The sequence below is a fragment of the Petrimonas sulfuriphila genome (assembly GCA_038561985.1).
Classification (GTDB): domain Bacteria; phylum Bacteroidota; class Bacteroidia; order Bacteroidales; family Dysgonomonadaceae; genus Petrimonas; species Petrimonas sulfuriphila.
Genome location: CP073276.1, coordinates 2258865 through 2279436 on the forward strand (window position 1 = coordinate 2258865; position 20572 = coordinate 2279436).

The following is a 20572-nucleotide window of genomic DNA, read 5'->3' on the forward strand; positions in this document are numbered from 1 at the left end:
TTGCTAATTTTGCAAACCAAGTTTTGGAATTGAAATAACAGAATACTTTAGTTAGTTTAATCGCACCACTTGGAAGTACAACCCTCGTTTACTTAACGAGGGTTGTTTTAAGTTTCTATCTAAAAAATCACATCTTATTCATCCCCCACACCTCCCGCAACATCTCATTCGTTTCTTCCAAATCAAACACATTCAAATCCCATTTTTCCCCTCGTTTCATCCCAAGCCATTCACGGTATTCCTTATGCTGTGGGTGTTTTGGATCGTTTATAGCCTCCACCATATTGTAAAAGCCCCAAATTCCACCGCAATCTTCTTCGAGGTTAGAACCTTTTCCTCCCAAGCATACAGGATAGAGAACCGTATCATCAGAAACTTCGATTAATTCGATGGTATGTTTCCAATCATCGCCAAAATCATATATATACACCATTTTTTGTTTGAGTTGTCTGAAATAGTCTTCCAATTTAATTTTTTCAGCATCGTATCGTTCTCCGTAAGGAAATGTGTCCGGATCAGAGAGCGGTCTGATTTCAACTTCGGCATCATCTTCGTAAATATACATGATGCAGGGTGTACTCCTCCATCCGCTGGGCGAAAATTGATACATATGATAATTACGCCACCCAAATAGCACTTGGATTGCTAAATGAAAATCATCGAATGAGATGGTGCTGTTAACTTTTACTTTTCTCCAAATAGGAGGTTTGGAGCTACCGTCAATTTTGATTTTAAATGTAAATGTCATAACTTTTGAGTTAATTGATTTATGAAAACGTTAGCTGTTTTTGACCATCCCAAATCCCTGACTATTTTTCCCACCAACCCCACACTCATACGCAATCTTTATCAACTCCACCGGTGCAGTCAATTGAAATTTGCACATAAATCCACGTATTTTGGTTTCTTGCGGTGTACCGGATTTAATAGCGATAAGGGCAGATTTTGGCGCGGTGAGCGCTTTGAGGGCAAAAGGGAAGTCGGTTTCGGGAAAATCTTCTCCCTTAAAGGCCTTATATTTATTTAGTAAGTTTATTTTTACCTGTTCATATGCTTGCGGATGGTCGGGAGCAATATAATCTTCCCCGCCGTCATCCCGTTTGAGAACAATGCAAGCTGGCGAAAGAGTTTCAAATATCATTGTTTCTTCAAACTCTGGTGGCGGAACCATTTCCACACTTTTCACCTGAAAACGCACGTTCGCCTGCCTGTTACCCAAATCAAAACTTTGCTCTTTGAATAAACCTTGAATGAATTCTTGTGTGCTTCGTCCGGGAAGGAATGAAATCAGCCACTCCACCGTATCGGATTGAATTTCAATAAACGGCGGTTTTATTCGGTAGTTTGGAATATGTAAGCGTGAAAACGTAAAGAGTTTGAAAGTCAATTTGTCCGCCAGGTAGCCATTGTTGTGCAGCCATGCAGCGTATTCTTCGTTAGCACTATACAGTATTTTGTATAGTGCGGCTGACATTTCGTATTGGTAGTTGAGCGGAAGTCGGTTCCTGAATGTAGTGTTATCAATATTTAAGGTAATTTTGAATCTCATTTCTTACAAAGTGAGTTGACTTTAATAATTAAGAACGGAATAAAATTAGGTATTAATTACATGTATTGCAAATAAATGCTTATGAAAAAAACTTTATTAATAATTTATACAGCTAACGGTTCAAAGCACCCCTTTTACATCTCAGAAAAGTAGCTTTATGCGGATTTCTACTCATCCTTTACTAACTCCTAAAAACCGGCCTCATCAAATCTTGTTCTATCTTTGGTATTCTGTATTTGATTACTGCTTTTTCCAGGCAGAGACACTCATTTTATTTTATCAATTAACTTAATTGTTTTGTTTTCTTTTTAGGTACCGGCAACCTTGTACGTAAATCTGTATCTTGCAGTTTTCTACCCAATTCATCATCTTTGGCTATCAGAAATGGATACGTATAAGATACAAATATTCCGAATAGTCATTTTTTCATCGCAATATTTCTTTTAGATTCCATGCCTGCAAATGCCTTATTCCACCCCTTAGAGGCAATGTTGCATCATCAAGTGATACGACAATTTTCTCAAAATTATCACCAATGGATTCGAGAGCGGAATATTCACGTTCGACGGTAGATTCATCCGAAAGCAAATACGTACTTTGTATATAGATCACACGATCAGCTTTCTTAGCTACAAAATCGACTTCCTTGTTTCGTAAAACACCGACATAAACATCAAATCCGGCACGACACAGCTCTAAGTATATCAGATTTTCTACAAGATATCCAAAACCATAACCAAACCCCGGATAAAGATAATTTTTGTAGGCTAAATCATTCATGTAAAATTTAGCATTACCCGATAACGTGTCTTTTCCTTTTATATCATATCGGTCGCAACGATGAATTAAAAACGTATCTTCGATATATCCGATATAGTTAGATATCGCATCATAGCTTACTCTTCGTCCCTGTCCTTTGAAATACTTTACAATACTTGATATGGATATTAGATTAGAAGCGTTGTTCACCAAAAACACAAAAATATCTTCAAGCAGTTTGGGATCACGAATGTTATTACGTTGAATTATATCCCTTAATAAAACGGTGTCTTTTATTGCGGAGATATAATTGCGTTTAAGTTCTTGCTTTTGGAGCATAAATAATTCGGGTAGTCCGCCACCATCCATGTAAGCCATATAACTTTGTTTGCCCTTGTCTTGCCCCGTTATTCTCAAGTATTCCGAATAACTGTAAGGGAAAACTTCGAAAGATACATATCGTCCTGATAGGAGTGTGGCTAAGTCACCCGAAAGCATTTTAGAATTGGAGCCGGTAATGAATATCTCGTAACTGTCCGAATAATCCTGAGAGTATGAATTGACAACTTTTTCCCATTGTTCTATTATTTGGACTTCGTCAATGAAAATATAAACTTTCCCTTTGGGTTTAAGTTCTTTCTTATAAGATTTTATGAGTTCGTCTAAATCTTTGTATGTACGAAGGAAGTCCAGATCGGCAAATTCGCGATTTATAAACAACGTATTTTCAGGCTTTACACCATTGTCGATAAGCTGTTTGCCCACTTGTCGCAAGATATAGCTTTTGCCGGAACGCCTTTGTCCGACAAGCACTTTAATTAGTCTATTTCCTATAAAATCGACTATTTTTTCTGTATATTCTTCGCGTTTAAAGCCAAAATCAAATGTTTTAGCCCCCCATAAGTTATACTTTTCTATTCTTGCAATTCTTTCGTCCATAATCGAATATTTTGCACAAATGTAATTCTTTTTCGTTTATATACGAATATATTTAATTATTTATTTGATTTTTATTTGTCCATAATCGAAAAAAATGTATATTTGCAAGACCAAGAAATAGATGTTTGGAGAAGTTCTTTACATTTTAGAGAAATACAATCGTAGGTTTATCCGTAGGGGATAAGTATTGTTTGAGACTGTAATATATCCAAATACAGCGGATTAATAGATGGGTGTTCCGCACCCGTCCATACCGCCAGAAGCTCGTCTAAATGAGGGGCTTTTCTTTTGTAGATGCCGCAAGCAGCCACTTTCCCACATTTTACCCCGTTTGTACGAAATATCATTAACTATATGGAAAACATTTCACCGTTTTCACCTGTATTTTAACAGAAATGGACATAAAAAAGGGGAGCTACTTTTTCGTAACTCCCTGGTTTTCAGGTGGTGCCACCAAGAATCGAACTAGGGACACACGGATTTTCAGTCCGTTGCTCTACCAACTGAGCTATGGCACCATCGCTTTTTTAATTGCGACTGCAAAGATAAAAGGATTTTTTACAAATAAAAAATTTTTGGAACAAAAATATGCGGAAATTATCCGGTTATTTTCCAATTGGATTCCATCCCTGCGCTTTCAATTCCATTTCCTGTCCATCGCGGGTAACCAGGTAGCACCCTTCTTCGGGTTTAGTGATGTGGCCCACAAGATGTACGCCCGGCAGGGCAGACACTTTCTCGTGAAGAGACAAGGGAACGGTAAAAAGCAATTCATAGTCTTCGCCGCCGTTTAACGCAACGGTTGTGACATTCATATGGAATGTTTCTGCCATTACGGCGGTTTGGTAATCGATGGGTAGCCGTTCCTCGAAAATACGGCAACCCGTGTTGCTTTGCTTACAGATGTGGAGGAGGTCTGACGATAATCCATCCGAGATATCAATCATTGCCGTGGGGACTATTTCCTGTCCGGACAGGAACTGAACAATGTCTTTCCGGGCTTCCGGCTTGAGCTGGCGTTCAAGGATATATTCTTTCCCCGAAAAATCAGGTTGAAAATCCGCTTTTCCTCCGAAAACCGCCTTTTCACGTTCCAACAATTGCAGGCCCATGTATGCCGCACCGAGGTCGCCCGAAACAAATATCAGGTCGGTATCTTTGGCTCCGTTTCGGTATACGATTTTTTCTTCATCAGCTGTGCCGACACAGGTTATGGAAATAGAAAACCCGGTTAGCGATGATGTCGTGTCGCCTCCTACGAGATCAACACCGTAAATTTCACATGCAAGTAATACCCCGGCGTAGAAAGTTTCCAGATCTTCAACCGAAAACCGTTGAGAGATACCCAACGAAACCGTTATTTGCTGTGGTTTTCCGTTCATCGCATAAATGTCGGAAAAGTTGACAACTGCCGATTTATATCCCAAGTGTTTCAACGGAACGTAAGTCAGGTCGAAATGAATACCTTCCAGCAATAAATCGGTGGTGACAAGCGTCCGTTTGTCCGAGTTGTCTATAACAGCAGCATCGTCTCCCACTCCTTTTTTTGTTGTGGGTTGCGTGAGTATTATATTTTTGGTGAGGTGGTCTATTAATCCAAACTCTCCTAAGGTGGAAATTTCTGTACGCATAAATTAACTGCTTACATTCTTTCCACAATTGCCCGCATAATTTCTGCCATTTTGGGCTGAGCAATTTTTGCAGCTTCCTGTACCTCTTCGTGTGAAACTTCCACAATTTTTCCGACTACACCTAGGTCAGTAATGATGGAAAAAGCCAATACTTTCATTTTGGCGTGGTTGGCAACGATAACTTCGGGGACGGTGGACATGCCTACGGCATCACCGCCGATAACGCGGAAGAAATGATATTCTGCAGGCGTTTCAAACGTCGGGCCGGATACGCCTACGTACACACCGTGCTGTAACTTGATGTTTTTCTCTTTGGCAATTTCCATCGCCATTAACCGGAGTTCTTTGTTGTAGGCTTCGCTCATATCGGGAAATCTTGTTCCCAGTTCGTTGTAGTTCTTGCCGTGAAGCGGATGCTCGGGAAACATGTTAATATGATCTTCAATGAGCATGATGTCGCCCACGTCGAAGCTCGGATTCATTCCGCCGGCAGCGTTTGATACGAAAAGATATTCAACACCCAAAGCCTTGAAAACACGGATGGGAAAAGTTACCTGTTTCATGTTGTATCCTTCGTAAAAGTGAAAACGCCCTTGCATGGCCAGTACTCTTTTACTGCCGAGTGTTCCGATGATGAGTTTTCCGCTATGACCCTCCACGGTCGAAACCGGGAAGTTGGGGATTTCGGTGTAAGGAATTTCAGTTTTATCATTAATCTCCCGGGCTAGTTCTCCCAGTCCGGTTCCTAAAATGATAGCGGTATTGGGAACATCACCGATTCTATTTTTTAGATAATCGGCTGTTTGATTGATAGCTTCTAACATGTTTGTTGATTTTTTTATTAAATGATTCTTTTTCGTTTTTTTCTAAAAATACTACTTCTATGGGGATATAGTACAATCTTTTTTTCACCTCTTCGTCAAGAAACGACAATGCATGAAAGCGTACAGCATCTTTCTCGGTAGTTACGATCATCTTATCGTCGTCGTCCACATCCAGGGCGTTCATTTCCCGTACAACTTCCTCAATATCTTCTTTTTTAAAAAAATGGTGATCGGGAAAGTATTTCGGATATAAATTGTACGTTTTCAGTTCCAGCTTTTCTACTAACGGCTGAGGTGATGCAATTCCGGTAATCAGAAAAACGTGCTTTTTGCGCAAATCATCGGGCTCGAGAATTTCCGGTTGCAACTCGGGGAAAACAGGTATGAGGTTACCGTAATCAAAAGTGGTGAAGTACAGATCCTGATAAGGAAATAAATCGAGGCCGTTTTCATAAATACGGAAGTCGATGGGTTGCATATCGCGGCTGCATTTGGTGACAATGACGATTGAAGCGCGGTCTTTTCCCTGTAACGGCTCTCGCAAGTTTCCTGCGGGAAGTAATTTGTCCTCGTAGACCGGGCGGTTACTGTCAACCAATAAGATGGAGAGAGACGGAGTGACGTAACGGTGTTGGAAACCGTCGTCTAGCAGAATGACCTGGGGTCGCTCTTCTATGTCGATGGATTGTATTTTCTCTATGGCGCTTCTCCTGTTTTTATCCACCACAACGAGTGTTCCGGGAAATTTCTGCTTTATTTGAAGCGGCTCATCACCCACATCCTGTGGCTTTGAATCGACGTCTACAATCCTGAACCCTTTGCTTTTCCGCTTGTAACCCCGGCTTAGGACGGCCACTTTATATCTTGACGATAATAAGTAGATAAGGTATTCAATGTGTGGTGTTTTTCCTGTGCCCCCCACAGTGATATTCCCCACACAAATAACGGGAATATCAAACTTGTGCTGCTTCAGGATTTTCGCATCAAACAACCTGTTCCGAAAATTCACGCCAAGCCCGTACAACCACGATAGTGGCAGCAACGAACGTCGTATATCGGGAACGGGTGAATCCATCTTTTGTTTACAACTTTAGATTACGCGTTTTAAAGCCTGTATTATTTTATATTCAACTCATACGGAATACGTGCTTGGATATAATCCTGATCTTTGAGGTTTTTCAAGAACATAAACTTATCGTAGCTTTCTCCCAGATAACTTTTTAACGTCTTGGCGGCCAATTCTTCCTTGTCTTTGCTGAAAATCTCCTCAAACGGTGACCTTATCCTTGGATACTCGAAAACAGCATAGCTTTTGCCTAAATTAGCCATTTCAGCCGCGATACGGATAGCTTCATCGACCCCGCCCAGTTCATCTACCAATCCAATTTCCTTGGCCTGATTTCCTGTCCAAACCCTGCCTTCGGCATATTTGGCCAGGCTATCTTTCAGCATTCCACGGCCTTCGGCACATCTGGTCAGGAACAGATCGTAACCGCTGTCCACATAAGCTTGCATCATAGCTGCTTCCTGAGCGTTGAAAGCTCGGGAAACGTCTCCGAAATCAGAGAATTCATTAGTTTTAACTACGTCTGTATCGATGCCCAGTTTATCAAGTGTGCCGCTAAAGTTAGGAAACATACCGAAAATGCCTATAGAACCTGTGATGGTGGTGGGTTGAGCAACAATTTTATCAGCATTACACGCAATATAGTAACCGCCCGATGCAGCCATGTCACCCATAGAAACAACTACCGGTTTTTCCGACTTCAGATCGGAAATTGCTTTCCAGATTTGCTCCGAGGCATATGCGCTTCCGCCTCCCGAATTGATGCGAAAAACAACCGCTTTAATGTCATCGTCTTTCCGAAGTTTTTCAATCTCGTTTACGAAATATTTATCCTGAATGCCATTAGGCCTATTGCCGGATGCAATTCCTCCTGTGGCGTATAGCAAGGCGATGGAGTTTGTTGATTTCCGTATAGCCGGTGTTTTTACTGATTTCATTTCCGCAACCGTTGCCGACGGAATTTTAGTATCAGTATCTATCCCGAGCAGTTCCCGGACATAATTTTTCATTTCACTTTCGTAGAGAACGGTGTCGACTAAATTTCGGGACAACAGGAAATCGGTTTTTCTGAGCATTGGAAACTGATTGGCGATCGAATCTATTTGCATAGTTTCCATATTTCTGGATGCAGCCATATCGGTTTTCATAGTATTCCAAATATCTGTAATGAATGAGTTCACCTGTTCTCTGTTGGCTTCACTCATTTCGGTTTGGGTAAAAGGCTCTGCAAAAGATTTATAAGTGCCCACTTTAAACAGTTGCATTTCTACGCCGAGTTTTTGCAACGCGTCTTTATAAAACAGCGGAACTGAAGCAATTCCGTGAACATCGAGCATCCCCTGAGGATTGATGGCCACCTTATCAGCAACAGAAGCCAGATAATAGCCGTTTTGAGTGTATGTATCGGCATATGCAACGATAAACTTGCCACTTTTTTTAAAATCCTCCAACTCTTGCCGTATTTCTGCCAATGTAGCAGTGGAAGCTGCAAAAAGACGTGTATCCAGATAAATACCTTTTATCTTGTCGTTATTTTTTGCTTTACGGATGGCTCCAATGATGTCGTTCATACCTATGGCAGATGGGACTCCACCTACCAGGTCGGTAAACGGGTCACTTTCCGCAATACGTTCCTGTATGGCGCCTTCGAGTCTTAGATTTAAAACGGAGTTATTTTGCAATACAAATGATTCCTGTTTGCCAAAAGAACCCATGATCGAGCCCATCATAGCAAACATGATCAGCATTGAAATAAGCGAAAAAATAAAACTCGCGATGATGAAGCCCAATGCTGATGCAAACATCATTTTAAAGAAATCTTTCATAAATTTGTGTTCTAAATTGATTATAAGCACAAAAATAGAGAAAAAAGAATTATATTGCAATTGAAAACAATTACAATTTAGTTTCTTTATACTTGTAAGATAATTTATTATTGTAGTGATCGGGGTTTTATACCTCATAAATTGTTTTGAGAACAAAAGACCACGAAAGAACCTATAATAGTTAAAAAAATATAAAGAATAGGGGTGAATGGATAAACCGTGCAACGTTTTTTCATTTTTTCCATCTTTACTAATGTAAGCGATAAGCATGGATGATTCGCAGTTGATAACAGCATGTAAGAAGCAGAACCGGAATGCCCAAAAGGCATTGTATGAGTTGTATGCTCCGAAAATGATGGCTGTCTGCCTGCGTTATTGTCAAGATAATGAGACCGCTCGTGATGTGTTACACGACGGTTTTCTGCAGGTTTTTACGCAAATTGGCTCTTATTCGGGCAAGGGTTCTTTTGAAGGTTGGTTACGCAAGATTTTCGTTAATCTGGCTCTCGAAAATTATCGTCAGGAGAAAAAAAGGTTCAACTTTTTAAACGATTACGGAAAAGACAATTCAGACTTTTGGGATACTCCTGAGGATGACTCTCTCGAAGTAGGAGATATTCCGCGTCAAGAACTTCTGAATATTATTCGTGAGATGCCTGAAGGCTACAGAACGGTTTTCAACTTAGTGATTTTTGAGGATATACCTCATAAGGAAATTGGTGCAATGCTGGGGATAACAGAAAACGCTTCCCGGTCGCAATATTTCAGAGCCAAGACTTTTTTACAAAAGAAAGTCCAATCCATGTTGAAGAAGAAATACATATGATCTTCTATGAACGAAAAAGATATATTTAAAGAACAATTGAAGTCGGTTTTCAGCGATTTTGAAGCTCCTGTTCCCCCTGATGGCTGGGAGAAGGTAGAGCAGTCGCTTAATGCCATTAGGCGGGCGAGAATTATCCGCCGAAATTGGTATGTCGGCTCCGCAGCAGCTACTGCGGCATTAATACTGGGAAGTTTGTTCTTTTTGAATTCGCCTCATCCGGTCAAACCCGATCTCCCTGTTTTCACCGGGAAGATGGCACCTGAAAAAACAGGAAGCCTAGATACACAGGATACTCAAATAGCAAAAACTGAAACGACAAAGAAGGAAAGTAACAAGGACGGTCAGGTTGGGTATTCTCTTCAAAAACAAGAGGTTTTGGTGGCCAGGTACACCAAAAGAAAAGAAAAGGTGTTGTCTGTAAACATAGACTTAGAACAAACTCCGGAAAAGATAGTGATTGCTGAACAAACTGTTGAAGTTAAGGCCGAGGCAATGGGAGAAAGAATAATTCGTCCTGAGGAAAGGCAGGTGGTTCAACCCAGTCAGGAAGAGGTTGACCGGCTCATTCAGGAGTTTGAGAATGCCGGGAAAGCTACAATCTTTGAAGGTTTGGCGTTTGAAGATAAGAAGAGTAAACCTATTATGTTGGCACTGAACGCAAAAGGTGGACTTACTTCTTCGCGGAAAACCGTAAATAGTCCCATGACTTTGCGCAGTGCCAGTGCGGTCAAGCCATCTGAAAACGGAGATGGTCTTTATTCCGGATTAACGGGATCGAATAAGATGTATGCTGATTACAGCAGTATCCCATTCAACAACCGAAGTATTGCTGATAACGTAGCCGAAATGGAACACGATCAGCCGGTTTCGTTCGGCATCACCGTTTCTAAAACCATTGTTGACAGGTTATCCATTGAAACCGGATTGGTTTATACCTATCTGTTCTCGCGGGCTAAAAACACCAGTGTTGATTTTCAAAATCAGGAGACGCAACATTTTCATTATTTAGGTATTCCAGTCAATCTGAATTATAACTTCGTGAATATAGGAAAACTGGGTTTGTTTGCATCCTTCGGAGGGATGGTGGAAAAAGATATTTACGGGGAATTCAGGAGTACGGGACAAAGTGTTTCAACTGAACTAAACAGTGCGTCTCAGGGGGTGATTACTACGAAAATCAGTCAGAAGAATCCACAGATCTCAGTAAATGCAGGGGTAGGGGTGTTTTACCCTATTTACGGAGGATTTAATTTGTACGGCAAGGTTGGTGGGGTTTATTACTTTGATGCAAAAAACTATGAATATAAAACGATATATACCGACAAGAAAATCGGTTTCGATTTGAATGCGGGGATCCGATTTGATTTCTAATGATTTTTAATTTAACAAATAATTATGTATATGAGAAAATTGATTTTATTTTTTAGTGTTGTGATTGCTGGACTCTTTTTGACTTCATGCTTAGAGGCCGGAGATAGTAACTTTTCAGGTCAGCGGCAATTGTTTTATATTACTCAATTAGAGGGAACACAAGTTGCCCATAACGGAGATTTTGTGATGACTTCCAATGAGATTAAATCGAAAGATTCGGACAGGTGGTACCTTATTACCTGGTCGTGGAGTACCGAAAACGGTATGGTCAGTACAAATGTACATAACGCTATAACACCGGAAATAGAGCAAATACCTCTTGGCGTATATTCTCAACAAGAGGCTCCTCAAGAAACCATGACTCCTGTCCTTAACTTTAACATGATTGGGGGGTTGCCCATAGTTGGTTCATTTGGTGATTTCCTGATTGTTCAATATGTATGGAATAAGAAAGAAGGCGAAAAAGTACAGGCGAAACTCTATAATGAAACCACTCAACCAGATGCAACGGATACATATATACTGGAATTGCGTTTAGAAAAATCCGGCACTTCCACGGAAACTTCTGGAAAGAATGTTGATGGTTTTGCAGCATTTGACGTGAGTTCATTGCGTAGTCTGGTTAACTTTAACGGACAAGATTTTAAAGATATCCAGTTAAAATTCAATTATTACAAAGAAAATGCAGGACAGCCAACCAGCGTTACACAGCCTGTCAGGATATATAAAAACTGATTTGAGCCGCGGTCAAAACACCATCTTGACTAGTCCTAAATAAGCGTTACAGGTTTATAGAACAATATTAATTGAATCATCAGAGAGAAACAAGGCTAACCTTGTTTCTCTCTGATTTTTTATATGTAAAAGTTTACACTTTCTTGTTTATGCATCTGTTCAGGTGTTTTCACATGACAAAACCAATAAGGCCTTTTGATTGTTGATGCGCACGGCATCTTTAACCAACCATCTCATTGTCTCTATATCAACTTGATACTCTTCGATTAAGAACTCCTATTTTAATATACCGTTCACCCTTTCTGCAATTGCATTCGCATACGGATCATAGCTTTCGGTCATACCCGGTGTTATCTTTTTGCTATTTAGTGCATTCTGATGATCGTTTTTTTGCCACCAATATAAGTTATATCGGAAACCCATACCTGTTCTGGATGGTTTAGATGCGTACCTTCCACCAGATTCTTATACTTTTTGAATCTATGATGAGAGTCGGTGGTTATCCTGTAATCTTTTTTTACGTAACACTATTCCAGAACAAGACATGTTTCAACAATAAAAAAAGCTACCCAAACGGGCAGCTTTTTTTATTGTTGAAACATGTGAAGAAGAGAATTTTATTCTTCGCTCTTTGTTTCTTCAGTTTTATTTTCAACTGTTTCTTCTGCTTCAGTTGCAATTTTAGGTTCATCCTTCACTTCTGCCTCAGCAACTTTTGCTTCCTCTTCTTTATTAGCTTTTGCCTTAGCTTCTTTCTTGAAAGCTGCCACCTTTTGGTTGTCGAGTTTTTCTTTCAGAGCAGCGAGTTCTTCGATATCACCCAACGTGGTTTTTTCCATTACTGGAATTGCCATTGTTGATGATTGGTTTTCTTTCTTACCCGAACGTTTGCCTTTTCTGCTTTCGTCAGAACCGCCTCCTTGAGCATCCTCGTGAATACGGCTGTGAGAAACAATAATGCGTTTAGCATCTTTATTGAACTCGATAACTTTAAATTCCAGTTTTTCGTCCACTTGAGCTTGTGAACCGTCTTCTTTCACCAGGTGTTTTGGAGTAGCAAAACCTTCTACACCGTAAGGCAATGCGATTACTGCACCTTTGTCGACAAATTCGAGAATTGTCCCTTCGTGAACCGAACCAGCTGTGAAAATGGTTTCAAATACATCCCACGGATTTTCTTCCAATTGTTTATGCCCAAGGCTTAAACGACGATTCTCTTTATCAATTTCCAGAACCTGAACTTTAATTGGAGCTCCGATTTCGGTAACTTCGCTTGGATGTTTAATTTTTTTCGTCCAGGATAAATCGGAAATATGGATCAATCCTTCAACACCTTCTTCAATTTCAACGAAGGCACCAAAGTTGGTGAAGTTCCGAACGGTTGCTGTGTGGGTGCTTCCAACAGGATATTTCTCTTCGATGTTATCCCATGGATCGGGCTTGAGTTGTTTTACGCCGAGCGACATTTTTCTCTCCTCGCGATCGAGTGTCAGGATAACGGCTTCTACCTCGTCGCCCACTTTCATAAAGTCTTGTGCGCTGTGCAGATGCTGTGTCCAGCTCATTTCCGATACGTGGATCAATCCTTCTACGCCCGCTGCAACTTCAACAAATGCTCCGTAATCCGCTATAACTACCACTTTTCCCTTAACGATATCGCCTACTTTCAGGCTGTCGTCCATGGCATCCCACGGATGTGGGGTTAACTGTTTCAATCCAAGGGCGATGCGCTTTTTGTCATCATCAAAGTCGAGAATTACCACATTGATCTTATCGTCCAGTTTAACCACTTCGTCCGGATGTTGGATACGTCCCCAGGAAAGGTCGGTAATGTGGATCAAGCCGTCAACGCCGCCGAGGTCAACAAATACACCGTAGGAGGTAACATTTTTAACCACTCCTTCGAGTACCTGTCCTTTTTCGAGTTTCGAAATAATTTCCTTTTTCTGTTGTTCCAGCTCTTCTTCAATAAGGGCTTTGTGGGAAACAACTACATTCTTGAATTCAGGATTGATTTTTACCACCTTGAATTCCATTGTTTTGTCAACAAAGATATCGTAGTCGCGGATAGGTTTCACATCGATTTGAGAACCCGGCAGGAACGCTTCGATACCGAATACATCCACAATCATACCGCCTTTTGTACGGCATTTGATGTATCCTTTGATTACTTCGTTGTTTTCTAATGCTGCGTTTACGCGATCCCATGAACGCGAAGCACGTGCTTTTTTGTGAGAAAGGATCAACTGTCCTTTTTTGTCTTCCTGGCTCTCGATGTAAACCTCTACCTCGTCGCCAACTTTCAATTCAGGGTTGTAGCGGAATTCGTTCATCGATACCACGCCGTCTGATTTGTAGCCGATGTTTACAACCACTTCGCGTTTGTTCATGGAGGTTACCGTACCGGTTACCACTTCTTTATCGTTGATTTTGCTCAACGTGTTGTCGTAGCTTTCGGTAAGTTTTTCTTTGTTTTCTTTGGAGTAGACGTCACCTTTTGCGTAAGCATCCCAATCGAATTCCTCTATGGGAGCTACAGTTTTTAAATTGTCAGTCATTTGTTGTTTGAAAAATTAATAATTAAATAAGTTAGACATTATATTGTCGAAAAAAAACGGTGCAAAGATAGTCGGTTTTTTGTTAATAACCAATTCTTTGCACCCGGAATTTTGGGAAAATATCAACTTTCCGCAAGTGAGGACAGGCCAGCAGAAGATCAGATAAGTAATCCTTCCTGGACTTCTTTTCTTGTCCCCGCTCCGGCAATGGTTTCTACCAACTCCAAAGCAAACTCGAAAACTAATCCCGGCCCTTTTCCGGTAATGATATTTTTGTCAACGCTCACCTTGTTGCCGCTGACTTTAGCTCCGATCAATTGATGTTCAAAACCGGGGTAACAGGTTGCTTTTTTCCCTTCCAGAAGTCCTAATCCCCCTAATACCATTGGTGCAGCGCAAATAGCAGCTACAACCTTGCCTTTTTCGGCATATTCCTTCACCTTTCTCTTAAGTTCTTCGTGTTCGTTAAGGTTTTTTGCTCCGGGCATGCCGCCGGGAAGTATCAGTACATCCACATCGTGGAAATTCACCTCCCGGAAGATTACATCTGCCAGAACGGTAATATGGTGCGCTCCGGTGACGTTTTTCTCGTTAGTTATCGAAACAGTCTGAACAGGAATCCCTGCCCTCCGTAAAATGTCTACAGTTCCCAAAGCTTCAATTTCTTCGAAGCCATTGGCTAAGAATAGCGCTACTTTTTTCATCTGTTCATGTTTTGTTTACGTTGTACTCGTATGATAATTGAAAGCGGCGAAATCGCCGAATTTAAAGATGCAATCAGTTGAGGTTAAACCTGTACGTAATGGTCCCTTGCTGATTGTTGGCAGAGTTGATAGCATTGAATTTAGTTCTGCGTGCCGCCCGCAGTGCTTCGTTACGCAGTGAAGTGTTCGGGGTATTTGTGCCGCGGCCAATTTCGGCATTTATAACGTTTCCGCGGGGATCTACCGTAATGTTGACAACGACCGTTCCGTAATCGTTTACCGAATAGTTGGGTTGAGCTAACCCGCCTGAACCCAAGCTTCGGCCTCCCAAATCGAAGGTCCCGATTCCACCTGTACCCGATGTGGCTCCCTGGGAAGCATTTCCCGTAGAAACTCCTTGGGTTCCGCTGCCTTCGGTTTCACCCCGGCTGCCGGAGTTTTCACCAAACAGTCCGCTCATTTGCTGATTTATTTCTCTGCGCCTGGCATCTTCTTCACGTTGTCTGCGTGCAGCCTCTTCCTGTAACCTACGTTGTTCTGCTAATTGCGCCTTACGTCGCTCTGCTTCACGTTGTGCAGTAACGTCTATTGTTGGTTCTGTTTGTTGAGTGATCAGCGGCTCTTCGGGCGAGTATTCAGGGACGGATGGGCGTTGCGCGGGTGCAGGAGATATTTCATTCATGGGAGATTCCGTTGTGCCGGAAGCCTCTTCCACATTTCCAAACATAACGGGGATACCCTCCAGCTCATCCGGGGGTATTACCAGTGTGAAGTAAGAGAACAAAAGTACAAGCAGAAGCAATACGGCAAAGAGGATTGTCCCTGCTATTCCTGCTGTTTTTTCTCTTGTGATTTGCATCCTGTAAAAGTAATTGACCGGTTTTCTAGTTCGGTCTTGTCATCAGCACCATTTTAAATTGGTTCTGATTCGCAATATCCAGTATTTTTACTATTTCGCGGTAGGGCACTTCCTCATCGGCATAGAGTGCTACGAAGATATCCGGTTCAGCCGAGTAGACCGATTGCAAAAACGGTGTAATTTGTTCAAAAGTTACCATCCGTTCGGTCTCGTTTGCATTGGCAACGTAATAGTTCAGGCTCTTGTCTATGGTAACCCGAGTAATGGGCTTTGCCTGTGCCTGTTGTTGTGATTTGGGAAGCAGCACCTTTATTGCATTTGGCACTACGATGGTGGATGTGATCATGAAGAAAATCAACAGAAGAAAGATCACATCAGTCATGGAGGCCATGCTGAAATTTGCTTCTACATTAAATCGTTGTTTTAATGCCATTTTCCTTTTGTTTTATGCCACCGGTTCATTCAAAATATCCATAAATTCCATGATTCGCATCTCCAGTTTGTTTACGATACCTTTTATTCTCGTTGTAAGGTAGTTGTAGGCAAATAATGCGATAATCCCCACGATAAGGCCGGCAACGGTTGTAACCAACGCTTCATAGATTCCTGTTGATAAAATATTGACATCCACATTCGCTCCTGCACTAGCCATGCTCATAAAGGCCTTCACCATCCCTGTAACCGTTCCAAGAAATCCGATCATAGGAGCTCCCGATGCGGTGGTCGCAAGAAGCGGCAATCCTTTTTCCAGTTTGGAGATTTCTATGTTTCCCTGATTCTCAATTGCTGACATAACATCTGCCGTAGGTCTGCCCAACCGCGAGATTCCTTTCTCAACCATTCTTGCTGAGGGTGTGTTGGTATTACGACAAAGAGTCATCGCTGTTTCTATTTTTCCATCCAGGATATAATCCTTTATGCGGTTCATGAAAGAATTGTCTTCCTGCCCGGCTTTATTTATTACTAATGTTCTCTCAATCAGTACGTATACGGAAAGTAGTAAAAGTACCAACAATACGATCATCAACCAACCGCCTTTAAATGCCAGGTCTAAGGCGTTCATGGTTGTTTGAGGTTCAACGGCAGTTGTAATCTGCTGTATTTGTTGCAATGTATCTTGAACAGGAGCAATTTGTAACAAGTTCATCAAATCGGATATTTTAAAAGGTGTTTGTAAAGATAAATAATATTCTAGGCATTAGTACTGTTGACAGGAGTATTTAAACAATTTTTATAAGCTTTAATTGTTTTTTCCAAACCCATATAAAGTGCGTCGCTAATGAGCGAATGCCCAATGGATACTTCTTTTAGCCAGGGAATGTTTACGTAAAGGTAATTCAGATTGTCCAAATTCAAATCATGTCCCGCATTTACTCCCAAACCCAGGTTTTTAGCCATTGTTGCCGCTTCTACGTAAGGGGCCACTGCCTTTTCCTTATTGGTTTTGAATTCTTCGGCATAGGGTCCGGTATAAAGCTCAATTCTGTCAGTACCAATTTTCGATGCCATTTTTATCATTTCCAGATTTGTGTCTACAAAAATGGAAGTACGCACACCCATCGATTGGAATTCATTTACTACCTCGGTTAGAAAATCCCTGTTTTCCAACGTATTCCATCCGCAATCCGATGTAAGGACATCGTGTGCGTCAGGAACGAGTGTTACTTGCGTAGGGCGTATTTTTTTTATCAGCGAAATAAACTCAGGGGAAGGATTCCCTTCAATGTTAAATTCGGTAGTTATCCTGGGTTGCAGGTCAATTACATCCGTATAGCGGATATGGCGCTCATCGGGTCTGGGGTGGACGGTAATTCCTTCTGCTCCAAACAGTTGACAGTCAACGGCTACTTGAATTACGTCTGGAATATTCCCTCCTCTTGAATTTCGGATGGTAGCCACTTTATTGATATTTACACTTAATTTTGTCATTTAAATCAACTTACCCTCTTTGATTGTTGTGTTTGAAATTCATTTCTCTGATGAGAATTGATAAAAAACAACCTAACGCGATTTTTTACCTAAAAAATTCCCATCTTTGTAAAACATTACAAAATTAATACGAAATAACGGTTTTGCCTAGTAACAGATGAAAGATTTTATCAGACATCAGATAGAAAAACAGTCCGTATCGTTTACTGTTGAGAATTTTCTCGGTCTTTCCGATACGGAAAACTCACTGGTTGTAATAGAGATTTCGTTGGTAGACTATACACTCACCGAGATTGCCCGTATTGTTGAAAGCAACAATGCCCGCATCATGAATGTTTTTATTCTCCCGGTAGCTGACGGCAATACGTTAATTATTTCCATCAAGTTGAACCTGTTGGATATTTCTCCGGTTTTGATGAGTTTGGAAAGATTCAATTACAAAGTTTTGCACTATGAGATGAAAGAGGGCGTTGTTACCGAAACTCATAAAGAGAGGTTGGATGAGTTGTTGTATTATCTAAACATGTGAGTGGCTTCGTCTCTTCCTCCTTTTGGTCCAAGGCCTAACTCTCTGATGTCTGTAAACCCATAAGTTTGACAATCTGAAAAAAATGAAAATTGCACTGTTTGGGAGCACTTTTCCCGAGTATACCCCCCAAGCCGAATCTCAAATGATTAAAGTTTGTGAGGCGGTGAAGCAATATCCGGTTGAGCTCTATTTGTCTGATACCTTATTCTACTCGGTATCGCGATTTACACAAGATACCCTCCGTCCGTTGTGTTTACTTTTCGATGAACTACCCCCTGTAGATCTCGCGTTAAGCGTAGGTGGAGACGGTACTTTCCTGCGAACGGCAGCTGTTGTAGGTAACTCAGACATTCCTGTTTTAGGTATAAACACCGGAAGGCTAGGTTTTCTTGCTGATGTTAACTTTAGTGATTTAAAAGAAACGCTTCATGAGATTTTTACCGGTGAATATGAGATTGAAGAACGATCTCTGCTTGAAATAGCTGTGGATGAACCGAATCGTGCCTTGAACGAAGTGGCAATACTAAAACAAGACACAGCGTCGATGCTCACTATTCATACATATATAAACAACGATTTTCTCACGTCTTATCAGGCCGATGGCCTAGTTGTTGCTACACCAACAGGTTCAACAGCCTATTCACTCAGCGTTGGTGGGCCAATACTTGTTCCAAGCTCTCCAAGTTTTGTCTTGTCGCCTATTGCTCCCCACAATTTGACATCAAGGCCGTTAATCGTACAGGACGATGCAAAGATCAAACTAAGAATAGAAAGCCGAAGCAACAGTTTTCTGGTTTCCCTGGACGGTCAGTCACAAGTTTGTCATGTGAGAACCGAAATTGAAGTGAAAAAAGCAGACTATATGCTCAAGGTGGTAAAGCGCAAAGGGCATACTTTTTACGAAACGCTACGCGATAAACTGATGTGGGGCGTGGACGTAAGGAGAAAATAACGATGAAGCGATGCGATTGGCTTACTCCTCCGGTTTTACCTCTTCAAAGGGCAAGAGTTTATCCAGCCCAATGATCAGCAGATAAAAGATAGCCATAAAAACAAAAATCCCCGTTATGCCTATTCCGGCAATCAATAAAGTAGTTTCTATTGTAGATGTCATAATGTTTTATGTTTAGTTTTTGATATTGGGTGCTGAGTGCTACAGGAGAATCATTTTACACCCTGATTCACGCAAACAGCGGGACCAGCGTTAAAATAATACCTCCGGCAACAACCGATCCGATTTGTCCGCCCACATTGGCGCTGATAGCCGGCATGAGCAGGTAATTATACGGATCTTCTTTCTGTCCCATTTGGTGGATAACGCGTGCCGACATTGGGAACGCAGAAATACCACAGGCGCCTATCATGGGATTGATTTTGTTACCCTCCTTACGGAAAAGATTGAGGAATTTTGCAAAAATTACTCCGCCGAACGTGTCGAAGACAAAGGCAAATAATCCCAGTGCAATGATTAGTAATGTGTCAACGCGGACGAAGCGGTCGGAAGTCATGGTGCTGGCAATAGTGATTCCCAACAATATGGTGACTAAACTGGCCAATTCGTTTTGAGCAGAGAGCGACAATTTATTTAATACTCCGCACTCCCGGATTAGGTTGCCAAACATCAGAAAACCGATCAACGCCAATGATGATGGAGCTATAATACCGGCAACAATCGTAACAACTATAGGAAAAGCAATCAGCGCTTTTTTCGAGATCCTCTTATTGGCGTGTCCGGTCCCCGACATTCTTATCAAGCGTTCTTTTTTTGATGTCAGCAATCGGATGACCGGCGGTTGAATAATAGGAACCAGCGCCATGTAAGAATAGGCAGCAACAGAAATAGGTCCCAATAAGTTGGGAGCAAACCTGGAGGCAACTACGATGGAGGTTGGACCGTCAGCCGCACCGATAATACCGATAGAGGCGGCTTCTCTCAAGTCATAACCGAGAAAAGAAGCCAGGACCATGGTCATGAAAATACCAAACTGTGCTGCCGCTCCGAACAAAAGTAACGAGGGGCTCCTGAACAGCGGTGAGAAATCGATCATGGCTCCGATAGCGATGAAAATTAGCAAGGGAAATATTTCCGTTGCTATCCCTGCCTGAAAGAAAATGTTGAGAACACCCTCTACTGCTTCTCCCGTAGCAGGATCAATCTGCGTGATAGCCGACGATAGTGGAATATTCACCAAAATAGCCCCGAATCCCATTGGCAGGAGTAGCGTGGGTTCATAATTCTTGGCAATAGCCAAATAGATGAGAATCAGTCCGATGGTTATCATAACCAGGTCTTGCCATGTCATTCCTGCGACAGCAGGCATCAGTTGTTCAAATCCCATAGTTTTCCGTTTTTTAGCGTATATTCATGTTGGTTGAAATATACCGGTGCAAAAGTAAGGTATATTTTTCAGTATTTATAAATTTTGAAACAAGGGCATTGCCTTACGGCAACACCCTTTATCAGACT

20 protein-coding genes and 1 tRNA gene are annotated in these 20572 nt (G+C 41.5%); 5 read left to right on the forward strand and 16 right to left on the reverse strand.

Annotated features, from left to right (window positions below; all coding sequences use genetic code 11):
- Positions 1 to 127: 127 nt before the first annotated feature.
- From KCV26_09490 to sppA, 8 genes are all read right to left on the reverse strand, one after another.
- The gene (locus KCV26_09490) at positions 128 to 748 is read right to left on the reverse strand and encodes a plasmid pRiA4b ORF-3 family protein (protein WZX35558.1); all 621 of its coding nucleotides are present in this window, start codon (positions 746 to 748) and stop codon (positions 128 to 130) included.
- A 30-nt stretch (positions 749 to 778) separates the two neighbouring features.
- The gene (gene cas6 / locus KCV26_09495; protein WZX35559.1) at positions 779 to 1549 is read right to left on the reverse strand and encodes a CRISPR-associated endoribonuclease Cas6; all 771 of its coding nucleotides are present in this window, start codon (positions 1547 to 1549) and stop codon (positions 779 to 781) included.
- A 426-nt stretch (positions 1550 to 1975) separates the two neighbouring features.
- Positions 1976 to 3247: an ATP-binding protein gene (locus KCV26_09500; protein WZX35560.1), complete on the reverse strand. Its 1272-nt coding sequence runs from the start codon at positions 3245 to 3247 to the stop codon at positions 1976 to 1978.
- A gap of 445 nt (positions 3248 to 3692) precedes the next feature.
- Positions 3693 to 3765 (reverse strand) — tRNA-Phe (locus tag KCV26_09505).
- 87 nt (positions 3766 to 3852) lie between these two features.
- Entirely contained in the window at positions 3853 to 4878 is a 1026-nt protein-coding gene (thiL, locus tag KCV26_09510) for a thiamine-phosphate kinase (GenBank protein WZX35561.1), read from the reverse strand.
- An 11-nt stretch (positions 4879 to 4889) separates the two neighbouring features.
- On the reverse strand, positions 4890 to 5702 hold the full coding sequence (locus KCV26_09515) for a purine-nucleoside phosphorylase (protein ID WZX35562.1): 813 nt from the start codon (positions 5700 to 5702) through the stop codon (positions 4890 to 4892).
- Positions 5659 to 6777: a tetraacyldisaccharide 4'-kinase gene (gene lpxK, locus KCV26_09520; protein WZX35563.1), complete on the reverse strand. Its 1119-nt coding sequence runs from the start codon at positions 6775 to 6777 to the stop codon at positions 5659 to 5661. Before lpxK ends, KCV26_09515 begins: the two co-directional genes overlap by 44 nt.
- A gap of 41 nt (positions 6778 to 6818) precedes the next feature.
- Positions 6819 to 8594 (reverse strand): signal peptide peptidase SppA, encoded by a 1776-nt coding sequence (sppA, locus tag KCV26_09525; GenBank protein WZX35564.1) that lies wholly within the window; start codon positions 8592 to 8594, stop codon positions 6819 to 6821.
- Between the two features lie 268 nt (positions 8595 to 8862).
- On the opposite strand from sppA, the gene KCV26_09530 reads away from it, so the two are divergent.
- Genes KCV26_09530 through KCV26_09540 form a run of 3 tightly spaced genes read left to right on the forward strand, consistent with a single transcriptional unit; the run spans position 8863 to position 11526 of the window.
- Entirely contained in the window at positions 8863 to 9420 is a 558-nt protein-coding gene (locus KCV26_09530) for a sigma-70 family RNA polymerase sigma factor (protein ID WZX35565.1), read from the forward strand.
- Between the two features lie 6 nt (positions 9421 to 9426).
- The gene (locus KCV26_09535) at positions 9427 to 10791 is read left to right on the forward strand and encodes a hypothetical protein (protein ID WZX35566.1); all 1365 of its coding nucleotides are present in this window, start codon (positions 9427 to 9429) and stop codon (positions 10789 to 10791) included.
- Positions 10792 to 10821: 30 nt separating this feature from the next.
- The gene (locus KCV26_09540) at positions 10822 to 11526 is read left to right on the forward strand and encodes a hypothetical protein (protein WZX35567.1); all 705 of its coding nucleotides are present in this window, start codon (positions 10822 to 10824) and stop codon (positions 11524 to 11526) included.
- 617 nt (positions 11527 to 12143) lie between these two features.
- On the opposite strand, the gene rpsA is transcribed toward KCV26_09540, so the two are convergent.
- The 6 genes from rpsA to KCV26_09570 form a co-directional block, all read right to left on the reverse strand.
- Positions 12144 to 14084 carry a 30S ribosomal protein S1 gene (gene rpsA / locus KCV26_09545; protein WZX35568.1) on the reverse strand — a complete coding sequence of 647 codons (1941 nt, stop codon included), beginning with the start codon at positions 14082 to 14084 and terminating at the stop codon, positions 12144 to 12146.
- A 158-nt stretch (positions 14085 to 14242) separates the two neighbouring features.
- On the reverse strand, positions 14243 to 14788 hold the full coding sequence (locus KCV26_09550) for a DJ-1/PfpI family protein (protein ID WZX35569.1): 546 nt from the start codon (positions 14786 to 14788) through the stop codon (positions 14243 to 14245).
- A 73-nt stretch (positions 14789 to 14861) separates the two neighbouring features.
- Positions 14862 to 15647 carry a TonB family protein gene (locus tag KCV26_09555; protein ID WZX35570.1) on the reverse strand — a complete coding sequence of 262 codons (786 nt, stop codon included), beginning with the start codon at positions 15645 to 15647 and terminating at the stop codon, positions 14862 to 14864.
- Positions 15648 to 15672: 25 nt separating this feature from the next.
- Positions 15673 to 16080, reverse strand: coding sequence for a biopolymer transporter ExbD (locus tag KCV26_09560; protein ID WZX35571.1), 408 nt, complete (start codon positions 16078 to 16080; stop codon positions 15673 to 15675).
- 12 nt (positions 16081 to 16092) lie between these two features.
- Positions 16093 to 16794 (reverse strand): MotA/TolQ/ExbB proton channel family protein, encoded by a 702-nt coding sequence (locus tag KCV26_09565; GenBank protein WZX35572.1) that lies wholly within the window; start codon positions 16792 to 16794, stop codon positions 16093 to 16095.
- A gap of 44 nt (positions 16795 to 16838) precedes the next feature.
- Positions 16839 to 17576, reverse strand: coding sequence for a pyridoxine 5'-phosphate synthase (locus KCV26_09570; GenBank protein WZX35573.1), 738 nt, complete (start codon positions 17574 to 17576; stop codon positions 16839 to 16841).
- Positions 17577 to 17733: 157 nt separating this feature from the next.
- On the opposite strand from KCV26_09570, the gene KCV26_09575 reads away from it, so the two are divergent.
- On the forward strand, positions 17734 to 18105 hold the full coding sequence (locus tag KCV26_09575) for a hypothetical protein (protein WZX35574.1): 372 nt from the start codon (positions 17734 to 17736) through the stop codon (positions 18103 to 18105).
- Between the two features lie 82 nt (positions 18106 to 18187).
- Positions 18188 to 19057, forward strand: coding sequence for an NAD kinase (locus KCV26_09580; GenBank protein ID WZX35575.1), 870 nt, complete (start codon positions 18188 to 18190; stop codon positions 19055 to 19057).
- 21 nt (positions 19058 to 19078) lie between these two features.
- On the opposite strand, the gene KCV26_09585 is transcribed toward KCV26_09580, so the two are convergent.
- Positions 19079 to 19219, reverse strand: coding sequence for a hypothetical protein (locus tag KCV26_09585; GenBank protein WZX35576.1), 141 nt, complete (start codon positions 19217 to 19219; stop codon positions 19079 to 19081).
- A 67-nt stretch (positions 19220 to 19286) separates the two neighbouring features.
- On the reverse strand, positions 19287 to 20444 hold the full coding sequence (locus KCV26_09590; protein ID WZX35577.1) for a sodium ion-translocating decarboxylase subunit beta: 1158 nt from the start codon (positions 20442 to 20444) through the stop codon (positions 19287 to 19289).
- Positions 20445 to 20572: the final 128 nt, after the last annotated feature.

Excerpts from the sequence above, each read along its gene's own strand:
- KCV26_09490 (WZX35558.1), bottom strand. The coding sequence starts at position 748 with ATGACATTTACATTTAAAATCAAAATTGACGGTAGCTCCAAACCTCCT.
- cas6 (WZX35559.1), bottom strand. The coding sequence starts at position 1,549 with ATGAGATTCAAAATTACCTTAAATATTGATAACACTACATTCAGGAAC.
- KCV26_09500 (WZX35560.1), bottom strand. The coding sequence starts at position 3,247 with ATGGACGAAAGAATTGCAAGAATAGAAAAGTATAACTTATGGGGGGCT.
- thiL (WZX35561.1), bottom strand. The coding sequence starts at position 4,878 with ATGCGTACAGAAATTTCCACCTTAGGAGAGTTTGGATTAATAGACCAC.
- KCV26_09515 (WZX35562.1), bottom strand. The coding sequence starts at position 5,702 with ATGTTAGAAGCTATCAATCAAACAGCCGATTATCTAAAAAATAGAATC.
- lpxK (WZX35563.1), bottom strand. The coding sequence starts at position 6,777 with ATGGATTCACCCGTTCCCGATATACGACGTTCGTTGCTGCCACTATCG.
- sppA (WZX35564.1), bottom strand. The coding sequence starts at position 8,594 with ATGAAAGATTTCTTTAAAATGATGTTTGCATCAGCATTGGGCTTCATC.
- KCV26_09530 (WZX35565.1), top strand. The coding sequence starts at position 8,863 with ATGGATGATTCGCAGTTGATAACAGCATGTAAGAAGCAGAACCGGAAT.
- KCV26_09535 (WZX35566.1), top strand. The coding sequence starts at position 9,427 with ATGAACGAAAAAGATATATTTAAAGAACAATTGAAGTCGGTTTTCAGC.
- KCV26_09540 (WZX35567.1), top strand. The coding sequence starts at position 10,822 with ATGAGAAAATTGATTTTATTTTTTAGTGTTGTGATTGCTGGACTCTTT.
- rpsA (WZX35568.1), bottom strand. The coding sequence starts at position 14,084 with ATGACTGACAATTTAAAAACTGTAGCTCCCATAGAGGAATTCGATTGG.
- KCV26_09550 (WZX35569.1), bottom strand. The coding sequence starts at position 14,788 with ATGAAAAAAGTAGCGCTATTCTTAGCCAATGGCTTCGAAGAAATTGAA.
- KCV26_09555 (WZX35570.1), bottom strand. The coding sequence starts at position 15,647 with ATGCAAATCACAAGAGAAAAAACAGCAGGAATAGCAGGGACAATCCTC.
- KCV26_09560 (WZX35571.1), bottom strand. The coding sequence starts at position 16,080 with ATGGCATTAAAACAACGATTTAATGTAGAAGCAAATTTCAGCATGGCC.
- KCV26_09565 (WZX35572.1), bottom strand. The coding sequence starts at position 16,794 with ATGAACTTGTTACAAATTGCTCCTGTTCAAGATACATTGCAACAAATA.
- KCV26_09570 (WZX35573.1), bottom strand. The coding sequence starts at position 17,576 with ATGACAAAATTAAGTGTAAATATCAATAAAGTGGCTACCATCCGAAAT.
- KCV26_09575 (WZX35574.1), top strand. The coding sequence starts at position 17,734 with ATGAAAGATTTTATCAGACATCAGATAGAAAAACAGTCCGTATCGTTT.
- KCV26_09580 (WZX35575.1), top strand. The coding sequence starts at position 18,188 with ATGAAAATTGCACTGTTTGGGAGCACTTTTCCCGAGTATACCCCCCAA.
- KCV26_09585 (WZX35576.1), bottom strand. The coding sequence starts at position 19,219 with ATGACATCTACAATAGAAACTACTTTATTGATTGCCGGAATAGGCATA.
- KCV26_09590 (WZX35577.1), bottom strand. The coding sequence starts at position 20,444 with ATGGGATTTGAACAACTGATGCCTGCTGTCGCAGGAATGACATGGCAA.